Below are 13,732 nucleotides of genomic sequence, written 5' to 3' on the forward strand. Positions count from 1 at the left end.
GGAGTAGCCATGGCAGAGCTTTACCAGGAGGTATCAGATAAAGAGATCAGGCTTGATTTCAGGTTGATAGACGGCTTGTATGCCACAGCAAGATGGGGCAGAGTATTAGCTGTAGTAGGGTTTACTTTTATAGGCCTTACCTTGTTGCTGGCTTTTTTTATGCAGCAATACATACAGGTGCTTTATGCCAATGCCAGTATCAATAGTGTGCGCGTATCTTCTTTCACAACAGGGTTTTATGCCTTACTGGCCTTTGTTCATTTCTTTCCCTCGCTCTACCTGCTTAATTTTTCAAATAAGATGATGCAGGGCTTAAAGGCAAAAGACCAGGAATTAATCAATGCCTCTTTCCGAAACCTTAGGCGGCTTTTCAAGTTTATGGGCATTCTGCTACTCGTTACTTTGTTGTTTTATGTGGTTGCAATTGCAGCTCTTGGCTCGGCTTCAGCTTATAATAGCCTGAGATAAACTTCAACAGATGAAAGTTAAACAGAGCATATTCCTGCTAAAGGAATATGCTTTTGTTTTTCAGGTAGCAAGAGCTCCCAAACTTTTATAAGTTTACAGCACAATTGAAAACGATTGCCTATGTCTAAAGGAGGAGAAAGTACTTTCATCGTGAGGTCGAGCGAGATTGATTTCCGGGGACAGGTAACCTTGCCGGTTTTGGTAAGCTACCTGCAGGAAGCAGCCTGGGATAATACGACTACTTTGGGAATATCAATGTATGATTTGCTGGAGAAAGGGCTTACCTGGGTGCTGTCGCGGTTGCGCATAGAAATGTTCCGGTATCCGAAACACCGCGATCAGGTAATGGTAGAGACATGGGCATCAGGAAGAGAAAAAGTTTTTCTGCACCGCGATTTCAGAATTTACAATGCAGAGCGGGAGCTACTGGGGCAGGCTACCAGTGTGTGGCTGGTAATGGATGTCGTAAAGCGGCAGCTGACTTCAGTTCCGGATTTTATAACGGCTGTAGAAATAGCCACTGGTTATGAGCCCCTGCCATTTGCTAAAGGCAAGTTGCCTGCCCTGGCAGAAGCTGCGTTTGAACAGCATGTGCAGGTAAAATGGCACGATATAGACCTGAATAGGCATGTGAATAATACGCACTATTTGCGCTGGGCTTTAGAAGCATTACCAATAGAGGTATTAGAGCAGCAGCAGCTCCGGGAGGCAGACATCATTTTTCGTTCCGAAAGCACTTTAGGTGATACCATAGTGTCTTTGGCCGCGCCAACCGAACCTGGCCTATACTTACATAAGCTGGCAGATGAGGCAACCGGTAAAGAACTGGTGCAGGCCCAAACAAAGTGGAAATAAAGAACTGGTGCTGTTACTATAAGCAAATAAGCTGCAGCGCCTCCGGTAGGTATTAGCTACTAGTGAAGAAACAATAAGTAAAAAGTTAATGAATATTACAGTAAGAAAAGGAACAATAGACGATTTGCCACAGGTGCTAAAGCTGGTACAGGAGCTAGCCGATTTTGAGCGCGCACCACAGGAGGTAACCAATACGTTGGAAGATATGCGCCGCGATGGCTTTGGACAGGAGCCTATCTTTAAATTTTTTGTAGCTGAATCGGAGGAAGAGGGTATTGTAGGGTTATCGCTTTATTACACGGCCTACTCCACCTGGAAGGGCAAAACCATTTATTTAGAGGATCTGGTGGTGACAGAGCATCTGCGCCGTAGCGGAATTGGGCGCCAATTGTTTAATGCTGTAGCCCAGGAGGCAAAAGAGGTAGGCGCAAAGCGCTTTGCCTGGCAGGTGCTGGAATGGAACGAACCTGCTATTGCATTCTATAAGAAGATTGGAGCCAGCCTGGATGGCGAATGGTATAACTGCCGCATGACGGAAGAGCAGATAAAAGCTTATTCAGCTTAAAATGCAACACAGCAGAAAAGCAAAGGCCGTGGCTACAAAAGAAAGTAGCCACGGCCTTTTTACTTTAACATCAGGCTACTGCCGTTCTACATCGGTTCCAACAATTTCGAGCAAAGACATAAACAGCACAAATTTATCTTTGTAGCGCTCTGTATGCTTGTTATGCAGTGCTGTGGCATGATCCCGCTGGTATTCTTCCAGGTCTTCCAGATTGCGGCAAGTATACTGCACCGCATAAGTGGTACCTCCATTATCTACCTCGTCTAGCAGTCGGGCAATCTGGTTCTTCAGAAAGTAACCTGTAGCCATCACCTCAGGTATGTGCACTTCTTTCATCCATGCCAGCCAGTCCTCAGCTACACTATTATCTATATTTATTGTTAAATTATATAAAATCATGCTTAAAATTACGAATAATAGCTTTCCAATAGAGAGCCAAAGGGAAAGTTTTATTTTAGCACTAGCTTTATAGAGTTGAGGGAGAGCAATAAAAAAGGCTTCCTTATTGCTAAGAAAGCCTTTTCTGCTTTGGCAAAGGAGCCTATTTGCAGCTCCATATTCCTGTTTTGCCGTCTTCTGAGTTAACAGCTAGTACAGGTTCATAAGCAACCGTTAACGGTTTTGTGCTTTCTTCAGATACAAGCTGTAGCGGCCCTTCCGCCAGCTTTATGTAAAGTACACCACTCTCATCGCATACAGCTTTTAGTGTACCGGCATCATTGAGCAAGGTATAGCTGTTGTTGGAATGAAGCCCGGTAGCAGTGAGTTCTTTTACCTCGTACACCTTTTGCAGACTGGTACTGCCTGTTTGCGTCATCACCAGCTTTTTGGCACTTTCTATCTTACCGCCTATCCACAGGTCTTCACCGAGGCAGTTGGAGGTGTTGGCAATTAAATCGAAGTATGTTTCCTCCGCAGCTTCTCCCAAAGAAGCAACAGTAACGGCAGGTTGTTCGGTTGTAGCGATTACATCTTTAACGTCTGCTTCTTTATTTGTTTCCCGCTCTACCCTTGTGGAGCAGGAGGCTAAAATAAAAACTGCCAGCAACATAGAAAGCAGCGCAATTAAAGTTAAATCGGACTTTGCAGAAGTAGAAGTTCTATTCATAAGCAGTAAAATTATAGTGTAACGAATGGCTTACTATACTATACTGCCTGTTTAAGAATATGTTGTGATTTTATATAATTATTTTGAATTTGCCTGATGTGTAAGTATGCTGATAGTAAAATAGTTAGCAAACATGGATATTGTAGAATATAGCTACCAGGTTATGCTTCGGCAGAACCCTAAACCGGCTCCAGGAAATTTAGATCTTTGCCAAAGGATTCGGGTAGCCTTACAATTGAGATCAGGGCAATGCATAAAGAAATAGCGGCCAGAATAGCGGCTCCCGGAACAATGCCAACACTGTCTTTTAAAGAGCTAAAAGCAATGGTTAAAGGTACAACGGCCCCTCTTACAAAATTAGGTACAGTGGTGGTTACAGTGGCCCTGATATTTGTGCCGAATTGCTCTGCTGCAATAGTAACAAACACTGCCCAGTAGCCACTGGCAAAGCCAAGTGCTACGCATATGGTATAAAATTGCGTAAGGCTATAGTTACTGCCAAATAAATAGATCGTCATTACCAGGCCCGTGAGCAGTATAAAAGCTATAACAATGTTTTTTCTGCTTTTAAATCTTTGGCTTAATACACCACTGGCAAAATCTCCAAAAACCAAACCCAGGTAACAGAACGAAACGGCTTTGGCTGCTGAAACAGGCTCAGGTACACCTAAAGCAATTCCAAACTCCGGCGAAAAGGTTATCAGTACCCCAACCACAAACCAGATAGGTACACCGGTTAAAATACATTTCAGGTATTTCCAGAAACGTTGGGCGCTGGTAAAAAGCGTAAGAAAATTGCCACGTGTTATACTTCTTTCTTTCAGAGAATTAAACATTCCCGACTCATACACACCAATTCGAAGGAGTAAAAGCAGCAAGCCTAAACCGCCACCTATAAAATAAGCGGTTCTCCAGCCAAAATATTCGCCTACTATACCGGCCAGCAAAGCTCCTGTTATACCAATGGTAGCCACAATCATGGTGCCGTAGCCGCGTTTTTCTTTGGGCAACACTTCTGATACCAGTGTTATGCCAGCCCCTAGTTCTCCTGCCAGGCCAACACCTGCTATAAAGCGGAGTAAGGCATACGTTGGTATATCCTGAACAAAGCCATTTAGTATGTTGGCCACAGAATACAGAAAAATAGAACCGAAAAGTACTGATATTCTGCCCCGCTTATCTCCTAAAATGCCCCAGGCTATACCGCCTAGCAACATGCCGGCCATCTGCATGTTGAGCAAAAGAACGCCATCTTCCAGTAGTGCTTCAGGTGCTGTTATACCCAGCGATATTAAACTGGGAATACGCACGATACTAAAAAGAACCAGGTCGTAAATATCAACAAAGTAACCTAGTGCTGCTACAATCACGGCTACATTCAGAAGGTAATGTTTTTCTGATGCTTTTTGTGGTCTTATCATATTTTTAGCTATATATGCCTCAATATAGTATTTGTGCTTTATATCACAAAAGCGGAATAGCCATGCAAGACATTATACAAAAACTACAGCTTAAACCTAACCAGCGCCTCTTACTTATAAATGCTCCAAAAGAATTTGAAGCGAGGCTGGTGAAAGAGGGATACTCTTATGCTACGGCGGTTGCAGGAACAGATATTCGTGAGATTTATGATGCGGTGCAGCTTTTTGTGCAGCATACATCAGATGTAGATGCCCTGGCTCCTGTGGCAGCTAAAGCTATCCGGCCAGGAGGGTTGTTATGGATTGCTTATCCTAAGAAGTCTTCTGCTATAGCATCAGATATAACACGTGATAGCGGCTGGCAGGCAATAGCAGCATTAGGGTATGAGGGAGTAAGACAGATTGCTATAGACGATACCTGGTCGTCGTTACGGTTCAGGCATACTTCCGAAAGGCCGGCACCTTCTAAAATGGGAGCAACCTACCCGGGCATAGACACTACAACCCGCACAGTAACTCCACCAGCTGATTTACAGGAGGCGTTAGCAGAGGCAGGGCTAACAGGAGTTTTTGATGGGTTAGCTTTTACGCACAAAAAAGAATATGTGGTGGCAGTGCTGCAAGCCAGAAAACCGGAAACAAGAGCCAGCCGCATACAGAAAACGATAGAAAAATTAACCGGGCTAAAACAGGACCAGACGTAACAAAACAGCCTCCCGTACTTTTGCACGGGAGGCTGTTTTGTTACGTCTGAGTTACTTATTGAATAGTAGTAGGGAACGTTACATCTACGTCCGTTTCACCAGTATTCATATTGCTGTTAGCGTTTTTAAGGCCTGGCTGGTGCTTTAACACCACACGCACTGTTCCTGTGCTGGCTGTTGTTGTTGTGGCTGTAGTCTCAATACCGATAGGGCGGTTGTTTTTATCCAAGTCTTCCGCTACATCTTTGGCGAAAGTTACGTTGGCTCCGGTTACAGTATAGAATACTTCATGATCGTGCCCTTCTTCTATGATTTCCTCTGTAATGTTTTTGGTTTGGCCGGGAGTACTGGCTTCATCCATGAACGAAACAGTTGCATTATACACGGTTCCGGCTTTTAATACCAGCCCCTGTATGACAGGTGCATTTCCTCCAACTCCATCTGTATCTTTCCAGATAGCTGTTACAGTTTGAGCACTTTTATCGTTTACTGGTTCCAGGCGTAGTTCTACAGTGGTAATTAGCTCCTGCTCGCTCTCTGCTTCCGGATCCGGATCATCGTCTTTACACGAAGTAGTTAATATTAAGCTCCCTAAAAGTAAGAATGCCAGGTAAGGTTTAAGTAATCTTTTCATGGTTTGTTGAAAGTAATATAGTTAAACAAAAATATTCTAAATGCTGGTTGGTTCGCGGGGCATGTATTATCCCTTTGTAAACTCCAGCGGAATTCTGATATTAAACATGATGATGCGGCCTATTTCGTCTGCAAAATACCGTAGCCTGTTCTGATAATCTCTATAAGCTGTGTTTAACAAATTGTTACCTGTTATACCAATTGCCAGGTGCTGATGGCCTATTTTTAAAGTAGTACCAGCCTCGGCATGCCATAGAAAATAACCATCAGGCGCCGGAGCTACCGGGTCTGACTGCCAATCTGAGCGATATTGTTTACTAACACTTGTGCCGCCCACAGCCACATACGATTCTGCAAACATACTGTTTTCACTATTTCTAAAAGAATAGCGTAAATTATTGTCGGTGCGCCCAGGAGTTATAAATGGTAAGTACTGGTTTGTATCTCTGTTTTTAGCATAAACTAACGAAGTTTTACTTTCCAGCATAAGATTTTTGGAGATGTTATACTGTAAGTTGATGTCGCTTCCCCAAAATAAAGCGTTGGCTTGCATATACTTACCGCTTAAATATGCACCGCCCACACCTAATACATAGTCAGGCTGTAGCTGCAGGTAAATATAATTATTGATGGTGTTAAGGTAAAAGCTCACCTCCCCGTTCAATCGCAGGTTAGAGTGATACGAAACTGTGGCAGATGTGTTCAGTGCATTCTCAGAGGAGAGGTTCGGGTCGCCTTCTTCATAAGTGGCAGCGCTGTTATGCAGGCCCTTTGCAAAAAGCTCATAGGTATGCGGAGCCCTGGAGGCATATCCTATATGGCTGCTTAAGGTAAGGTGGTAGCCAAGATCATACATAGCTCCTAAGCTACCAGATAAGTTATGAAACTCATAGCTAGGTTTAAAGAGCAGCCTGTTTTCTTGCCGCTTTACGGTCAGGTCTTTATGGTCGTAGCGTAGTCCTGCTTCCAGTTGCAGATTATCTTTCTGCCACTTTTCTGTTATGAAAAGTCCTGCTGTGAAGTTTGTAAAGAAAGGAAGAAGATCTCTGGTGCCGCTGGCAAAAGAGTTGTTTTGCCAAACCGTGCTTGCCCCGATGCTGCCGGTCATATTTGCAACAGCCCGATGCTCCCACACCAGTTCTGTCGTATGCGTCTGCAGGTCCAGGTCCAGTTGAGCCCTGCCGCTGGCGTTGCGGTGGTTATCATACTCCTGGCGTATGTTCTGCTGCAAACCGTACGTAAACTGCAGTTGGCCTGCCTCTCCTGTTTTGTAGAAGCCTTTCGCTTTGAACAGGTGGTGCGTCACATCCTGGTAAGGCCGGTTAATGGCATAAGTAAAATCGCCGGTTTGTTCAGGCTGGCTTCTTGCAATAGCATTAGCCAGATCGGTTAGGTTACCAATATGTGCCGACGAAAGAAAGCCGAGTTTAGAGTGAAAGAAGCTGTAATAAACCTCTGCACCGTACCTGTCTTTAGTATAAGCAAGTGTAGCTGCCAGGTTCTGTTCTTCAAAGGCTGTGTTGTTCAGGTTATAGTGAGGTGCCTGCGCACTACCACCTTTCTTTAACGACGCGTGTAACCGCCAGCTTAGCGGTACCTGCGGCAACCGGCCTTCTGCCATGCCCGATACGGTTCCCATGCGGGTATTGGTACTGCCAATAAGCCCCAGTTCGGCACGAGTGCCGGCAGAGTCGGGAAGTGGTTTAGGGTTTACCAGAACAATGCCGCCTATAGCATCAGAGCCATACCGTACGCCTGATGCTCCTTTTATTACTGTCATCTCCTGTGCGTTAAGCGGATCTATTTCCGGGGCATGTTCGTTGCCCCATTGCTGCGACTCGTGCCTCACGCCATTGTTCATAATCAGGACACGGTTTCCGAATAAGCCATGTATAACAGGTTTAGAAACGTTGGGCCCCGTTTGTACGGAGCTTACACCTGTCAGTTTCTTTAGCGACTCTCCTAAAGAAAGACCACGGGTTTCTGCCAGTGCTCTGCCTGTAAGTGTTTCGGAAGCCTGTGCCTGTTCCGAAAGCCGTTGCCCGCGTATCTCTACCGTTCCGAGCTGGCGCGCATCTGTATGCATTGTTAAATTGCGAACCACAGAAGCACTAAGTTTCAGAGATATGCGTTCGTTTTCGTAGCCGATGTAACTCACCAAAAGTGTATAGGCGTTACGGCAAAGGTGGTGAAAGTGGTAGTTGCCGTACTCATCCGTAATAGCAGCTCGTTGCAGTTCCGGAATATAAATGGTAGCTCCGACCAATGGCTCTCGCGTGTCATGGTCGATTGCTTTACCAGAAATCGTAAGCCCGCAGTCCTGTTCCTCCACCAGAAGGGTATCGGAAGGGGCTTGCATCTGGGCAATGGAAGTAGTGGCAGCCAGCAACAGCAGACCCAGAAAATAATATCTTATTCTTATCACTAGAAAAAAATTAATTGCTGCATCAGAAGTATAGCCATTATAGTAACAAGGACTTAGGTACTGTGCATACCGCGCCTTTTTTACTACAGGAAGACGTACATGTGCAGAATAAAACGTAGGTAAAGATTACCTGAAAAAGTGGCTTGCAGAAAGCAGGAAACAGAAAATGCTTAAGCAGTTGGAGGCCCCCGAAGATGAGAGGAGGAGCCAGGCAAACCTCCCCAGGCAGAAGCTCTGGCAGCCACATACATGCTGTAAGGCGCCGGCTGGCTAAAACGGATGTGGTTTAAACTAGCATGGTAAGGGGCTCCGAACAAATCTTCAACAGGGCAATGTATATGCGCCGTATCCACCTTTTCCAGGCCGGGATGTTGCTTAACTACCATTCCCTCTTCGTGGGGTGTATGGGTATGGGTATGCATTGCCAGCACCAGGCCGTCAGGTACCATTACCCGCACAAAAAGCAGGAGCAAAAAGAGGGCGATATGTCTCAGGAAAAATTCCAAGCTGTATTACAACGAAGGCAAATGTATAAAAATTTCAATAAACCTGCATCTTTGTTGCAAACCTCTGAAAATACGGGTGCTTCTAAAGCTTTCGTTTATGCCCGATATATGCCAAAATTTTAGTTTCAGGCGGGTCTATGACTTGCCTGGTTATGCTAATAGCAGCAGATGCTGCCAACCTGTCACAAATTTTGCCATATTCTTTCTCTGGAACAGGATTTGACAATTGTTGCTGAGGACATTTATTCCAGTAGAAATCAAAATTTTTAAGATATAAACATGGAAGAAAGAGGTAATATTTCGATTCACACCGAAAACATTTTCCCGATCATCAAGAAGTTTCTTTACTCTGACCACGAAATTTTTCTTCGTGAATTGGTAAGCAATGCTGCAGATGCCACTCAAAAGATCAAGCGCTTATCCTCTATTGGTGAGTTTAAAGGTGATCTGGGCGAGCTGAAAGTGGTGGTAACGGTAGATAAAGATGCTAAAACCATCACCATTGCAGACCGGGGTATCGGTATGACAGCAGATGAGATTAAAAAATATATCAACCAGATCGCTTTTTCGGGCGCTACAGAATTTGTAGAGCGCTTTAAAGAGTCTGGCGATAAAAACCAGATTATTGGCCAGTTTGGTCTTGGCTTCTACTCTGCCTTTATGGTGGCAGATCAGGTAGAAATTATTACCCGATCTTATAGAGAAGGCGCTGAGCCTGCCCGCTGGATCTGCGATGGCAGCACAGAGTTTGCTATAACAGACGCTGAAAAAGAAGCGCGTGGCACAGATGTGATTCTGCACATTGCTCAGGATTCAGAAGAGTTTCTGGAAGAAAGCCGCATCAAAACCATTTTGGACAAGTACTGCAAGTTCTTACCAGTAGAGGTGGAGTTCAAAGGAGAGGTAATCAACAACCCAACTCCTATCTGGACGAAGCAGCCATCCGAACTGGCTGAAGATGACTACAAGAACTTCTATAAAGAGCTGTATCCATTCTCTGAACCGCCGTTGTTCTGGATTCATCTTAATGTAGACTACCCTTTCAACCTGACAGGTATCCTGTATTTCCCTAAAATTAAAAACGAGTTTGAGCTGCAGCGCAATAAAATTCAGCTGTACTCACGGCAGGTGTTTATTACCGACGAGGTAAAAGATGTGGTGCCTGAGTTCCTGATGCTGCTGCATGGCGTGATCGACTCGCCGGATATTCCGCTGAACGTAAGCCGCTCTTTCCTGCAGGCCGATTCCAGCGTTAAAAAAATCAACACGTACGTAACGAAAAAAGTAGCTGATAAACTGACAGAGATCTTTAAAAAAGACAGAGCTACTTTTGAAACGAACTGGAAAGACATTAATGTATTCGTGAAGTATGGCATGCTTTCAGACGATAAGTTCTATGAGAAAGCAAAAGACTTTGTGCTGCTGCAGAACACAGAAGGCAAATGCTATACTTTAGAGGAATACAAGGCGCAGACGCAGGCAAACCAGACTGACAAAAATGATCAGCTGGTATTGCTTTACACCACTGATGCAGATAAACAGCATGCGTTTGTAGAGGCTGCTCAGAACAGAGGTTATGATGTGCTGAAGCTTGATACGATTATTGACAGCCACTTTATCGGGTTGCTGGAGCAGAAGCTGGAGAAAACCACACTCAAGCGCGTAGACTCTGAAACCATTGATAAGCTGATTGCCAAAGACGAGAACAAGGAAAGTGTGCTGAGTGATGCAGAGAAAGAGGATCTTAAAAAGATTTACGAGCAGGCGATCAGTAACCAACACATGATGGTAGAGGTAGAGCCGCTTTCTCCGAACGATGCACCAGTGGTAATTACTCTGCCAGAATTTATGCGCCGCATGAAAGATATGAATCGCACAGGCGGTGGCGGTATGATGTTTATGGGCGATATGCCGGATACTTACCAGGTAGCCATCAATGCCAACCATAGCATTAACCAACGCATTTTAAAGGCAAAAGATGAGAACAAAGAGCGTATTGCCCGTCAGGCATTCGACCTGGCTTTGCTGTCTCAGAACATGCTTTCCGGTTCTGCGCTTACAGCCTTCGTTAAGCGTAGCGTAGAGCTGATAGATAAAGAATAATTACAGTAATAACCTATCTTTCAAAGAGCGGTGCCCGTTTGGTGCCGCTTTTTTTGCTTTCTCCAAAACGGGCTTAGTGAACTTACAGCCCATTCGTAAAGTTATAGGGAACATCGGTTACAATATTGGCGTGTATATGATTTATATGCATCTTTACGTTGTTCTGTGAAAGTATTTTAAATTATAGCACCAATTACTTTTGAAACAAAAAATGCGTAAATCCTTCTTATTGGTCTGGGCGGTTTTAGGGAGTTTAACAGCTACCGTTATGAGTGGCTGTGGCGCAACTAAGTATAACAGCGACTATAACCTGAGCCAAGCGCAGTTAAAGAACGGAAGTAAAGCGGGTGCTATAGCCGTGGCGGAAGGTGATACAACAGAACCATCGCTGGAAACCAAACTTCCCCTGGATGAAGGCAAGGGGCAGGAGGAAAAAAAGAAAAAGAAAAAGCCCAGCAAGCGCTACTTTATGGGCCAGAAAGTAAGCAGGGGCTTTACAAAAAGCGGACCCAGAGGTGATAAGCAAATTGTGGAAATTTTCAGCTACCTGCCTCAGCATACAGAAACCGACCCTTACGTACAGCAGAAATACTATTACAATACCAAGAGCGGGAAAATACGTGTTACAAGTGCCGATGCAGACCCTGCAAAAGACAAAATATTGCATGGCCCTTATAAGAAGCGAAGAGGTGATCAGGTAATAGAAGAGGGGTACTTTTTTATGGGTACCAAGCATCTGCGGTGGGAGCGCTACAGAGGCGATGAACAAGGCACACTCGTAGATAAAGCACACTATGAGAAAGGCTTTCTGCGAGATGCGGTGGTGTCGTACTATCCCGGTGAGGCAAAAAAAATCAAAGAGGTTATTCCTTATGCCTATGGGCAGGTGCAGGGCACATATTATCGCTTTTATGAGAACGGGCAGGTAGAGTGGTCTGGGCAGTATGATAAAGGCCGCAAAGTCGGCATCTGGATAAAGCATTATGATTTCCGAAACCGCCGCCACTATGAGTTTCAGTATCCCAAAAGTTCTTTTGATGCACCCGCTGAGCCTGTTTTAATCAGAGAGTATGACAGGCATGGCACCTTAGTGTACGAAAAAGACAAGCTGGATAAGCGATCTGCGGCGCAGCGCTAATGGAATGCATCCTCTATATGATGTATGGTAACAGGTTCCGTTAAAGTAATAGATATAATGTCAAAACGGATATCCTGCTCCCAACTGACAGCCTGAATATATTGTTCTGCCGCTTTTAAGATCTGTTTTTCTTTTTTCCAGTTAACGGCTTCTTCCGGAAACCCGAATTTGTCTGTAGCACGTGTTTTCACCTCTACAAAGACCAGGGTATCATCTTTCTGGGCTATCAGATCAATCTCTGCCCGTTTATACTTATAGTTTCGGTGGCGGATAGTATACTGCTTCTGCTGCAGGTAAACAGCTGCCTGCCTTTCACCGCTTTGCCCGGTACGAATATGCTCGCCTTTTTGAGAAGTCATTATAAGTTGTTTGCTATTGCTTAAAGCTATACCCTTAACTGTAGCAGCAGGTTGTTGCTCATAGTATAGGTATAATGCAATGTACTGGTTGTTTCTGTAGACCTGCATTCAGTTTATTTGCTTATAGATAATTGTAAATCTATCTTTGAACTATAAATTGTTAACTGTTGTGGTTAAAGAGGTAAAGAAAGCGACTTTAAAGCAGGCAGCAGGTATTTCAGAAGCATGTTGTAGTAATGTTGAAGCTCAGCGATATTAAAAAAGTCTGCTTTGTGTTATAGTTGCTATAATTTAATTTGGGAGCAAGAAAGTTGAATTTATTACAAAATAAGGAAATACAGTTTGAGCGTCTGGGCCTGATAGACTACAAAGAGGCGTGGGATTACCAGGATAAGCTCTTTAATGCTATACTGGAGCTAAAAGCGCAGAACAGAACTGCTGAAGCTGAAAGCCAGGCCATAACACCCAATTACCTTTTATTCTGTTCGCACCCGCATGTATATACACTGGGCAAAAGCGGCCACGAATCGAACCTGCTCATCAATGAAGCTGGCCTGCAGGCGAAAGGAGCTACTTTTTACAAGATAAACAGGGGAGGAGACATAACATACCATGGGCCTGGCCAGATAGTAGGTTACCCGATTCTGGACCTGGATAACTTTTTTACAGATATACATAAATACCTGCGTTTTCTGGAAGAGGCCATTATTCTGACACTGAAAGATTATGGCCTGGAGGCAGGCCGTATTCCGGGCCTGACAGGGGTGTGGCTTGACTATGTGGAGCAAAACAACCCCCGCAAAATTTGCGCTATGGGGGTAAAGTGCAGCCGCTGGGTAACCATGCACGGGTTTGCATTTAATATAAACACCGATTTAGATTATTTTAATAATATAGTACCTTGTGGTATATCCGATAAACAGGTTACCTCTTTAGCAAAAGAGCTGGGGCGGGAAGTGCCTTTGCCTGAGGTGGAAGAAAAACTGCTTACTCACCTGGCACACCTTTTTGAGGCTAAAATCATAACAGCTGCACATGAAGAAAGACATTAATTTTGATACAGTAGAAGGTATATCAGTAGCTATTGCCACACAGCATAACGAGTTAAATGTGCAGGAGTGGAATGTTTATTTATTAAATAACAATCCCTTTCCTATTGAAAACGTGCTGGTCTCGTCGAAAGGATACGGTACATCAGAGGGGAATGAGGTAAAAACATCGGTGTTGCGGCACATGTTTGAAAAAGTAGAGGCCAAAAGCTTCGTACAGATAGAACCCATCGATCCGGCAATTTTTCATATCAACAATGAGTATTGGGTGAGCTACTACATTGGCCGGCAGATCTACGATAAAAAATTTGTATTCGTGCCGGACTCTATCACTGAAGAGAACTTTATTAATATTGGTATGCTGCAAATGCAGGGAGTGCTTCACTCATAGGTATAGC

The 13,732-nt window shown here is 44.3% G+C and carries 15 protein-coding genes; 8 read left to right on the forward strand and 7 right to left on the reverse strand.

Going from position 1 to position 13,732, the window contains the following annotated elements:
* Positions 1-9: 9 nt before the first annotated feature.
* The 3 genes from C1N53_RS18335 to C1N53_RS18345 all read left to right on the forward strand — a co-directional run bounded on the left by C1N53_RS18335 (position 10) and on the right by C1N53_RS18345 (position 1,888).
* Positions 10-468: a hypothetical protein gene (locus C1N53_RS18335; RefSeq protein WP_137760697.1), complete on the forward strand. Its 459-nt coding sequence runs from the start codon at positions 10-12 to the stop codon at positions 466-468.
* 120 nt (positions 469-588) lie between these two features.
* A complete protein-coding gene (locus C1N53_RS18340; protein ID WP_137760698.1) occupies positions 589-1,323 on the forward strand; it encodes an acyl-[acyl-carrier-protein] thioesterase in 735 nt (244 codons plus the stop codon).
* An 88-nt stretch (positions 1,324-1,411) separates the two neighbouring features.
* Complete coding sequence (locus C1N53_RS18345) at positions 1,412-1,888, forward strand: GNAT family N-acetyltransferase (RefSeq protein ID WP_137760699.1); 477 nt, start codon at positions 1,412-1,414, stop codon at positions 1,886-1,888.
* A gap of 75 nt (positions 1,889-1,963) precedes the next feature.
* On the opposite strand, the gene C1N53_RS18350 is transcribed toward C1N53_RS18345, so the two are convergent.
* The 3 genes from C1N53_RS18350 to C1N53_RS18360 form a co-directional block, all read right to left on the reverse strand.
* Positions 1,964-2,287 (reverse strand): DUF4286 family protein, encoded by a 324-nt coding sequence (locus C1N53_RS18350; RefSeq protein WP_137760700.1) that lies wholly within the window; start codon positions 2,285-2,287, stop codon positions 1,964-1,966.
* A 142-nt stretch (positions 2,288-2,429) separates the two neighbouring features.
* Positions 2,430-2,996 (reverse strand): hypothetical protein, encoded by a 567-nt coding sequence (locus tag C1N53_RS18355; RefSeq protein ID WP_137760701.1) that lies wholly within the window; start codon positions 2,994-2,996, stop codon positions 2,430-2,432.
* 179 nt (positions 2,997-3,175) lie between these two features.
* Positions 3,176-4,417, reverse strand: a complete 1,242-nt coding sequence (locus tag C1N53_RS18360; RefSeq protein ID WP_137760702.1) for an MFS transporter — start codon at positions 4,415-4,417, stop codon at positions 3,176-3,178.
* A 62-nt stretch (positions 4,418-4,479) separates the two neighbouring features.
* On the opposite strand from C1N53_RS18360, the gene C1N53_RS18365 reads away from it, so the two are divergent.
* Positions 4,480-5,121 (forward strand): YdeI/OmpD-associated family protein, encoded by a 642-nt coding sequence (locus C1N53_RS18365; RefSeq protein ID WP_137760703.1) that lies wholly within the window; start codon positions 4,480-4,482, stop codon positions 5,119-5,121.
* A 55-nt stretch (positions 5,122-5,176) separates the two neighbouring features.
* On the opposite strand, the gene C1N53_RS18370 is transcribed toward C1N53_RS18365, so the two are convergent.
* From C1N53_RS18370 to C1N53_RS18380, 3 genes are all read right to left on the reverse strand, one after another.
* Complete coding sequence (locus C1N53_RS18370) at positions 5,177-5,755, reverse strand: hypothetical protein (RefSeq protein ID WP_137760704.1); 579 nt, start codon at positions 5,753-5,755, stop codon at positions 5,177-5,179.
* Positions 5,756-5,821: 66 nt separating this feature from the next.
* Entirely contained in the window at positions 5,822-8,179 is a 2,358-nt protein-coding gene (locus C1N53_RS18375) for a TonB-dependent receptor (protein ID WP_137760705.1), read from the reverse strand.
* Positions 8,180-8,349: 170 nt separating this feature from the next.
* Positions 8,350-8,685 (reverse strand): hypothetical protein, encoded by a 336-nt coding sequence (locus C1N53_RS18380; RefSeq protein WP_240773269.1) that lies wholly within the window; start codon positions 8,683-8,685, stop codon positions 8,350-8,352.
* Between the two features lie 279 nt (positions 8,686-8,964).
* On the opposite strand from C1N53_RS18380, the gene htpG reads away from it, so the two are divergent.
* Complete coding sequence (gene htpG / locus C1N53_RS18385; RefSeq protein ID WP_137760706.1) at positions 8,965-10,788, forward strand: molecular chaperone HtpG; 1,824 nt, start codon at positions 8,965-8,967, stop codon at positions 10,786-10,788.
* 211 nt (positions 10,789-10,999) lie between these two features.
* On the forward strand, positions 11,000-11,926 hold the full coding sequence (locus tag C1N53_RS18390) for a toxin-antitoxin system YwqK family antitoxin (RefSeq protein WP_137760707.1): 927 nt from the start codon (positions 11,000-11,002) through the stop codon (positions 11,924-11,926).
* On the opposite strand, the gene C1N53_RS18395 is transcribed toward C1N53_RS18390, so the two are convergent.
* The gene (locus C1N53_RS18395) at positions 11,923-12,285 is read right to left on the reverse strand and encodes a YraN family protein (protein WP_137760708.1); all 363 of its coding nucleotides are present in this window, start codon (positions 12,283-12,285) and stop codon (positions 11,923-11,925) included. The genes C1N53_RS18390 and C1N53_RS18395 overlap by 4 nt on opposite strands.
* A 311-nt stretch (positions 12,286-12,596) precedes the next feature.
* Between C1N53_RS18395 and lipB the strand changes: the two genes are divergently transcribed.
* Entirely contained in the window at positions 12,597-13,337 is a 741-nt protein-coding gene (lipB, locus tag C1N53_RS18400; protein ID WP_137760709.1) for a lipoyl(octanoyl) transferase LipB, read from the forward strand.
* Positions 13,321-13,725, forward strand: coding sequence for a hypothetical protein (locus C1N53_RS18405; protein WP_137760710.1), 405 nt, complete (start codon positions 13,321-13,323; stop codon positions 13,723-13,725). Before lipB ends, C1N53_RS18405 begins: the two co-directional genes overlap by 17 nt.
* Positions 13,726-13,732: the final 7 nt, after the last annotated feature.

The sequence above is a fragment of the Pontibacter sp. SGAir0037 genome, from assembly GCF_005491705.1.
GTDB lineage: Bacteria > Bacteroidota > Bacteroidia > Cytophagales > Hymenobacteraceae > Pontibacter.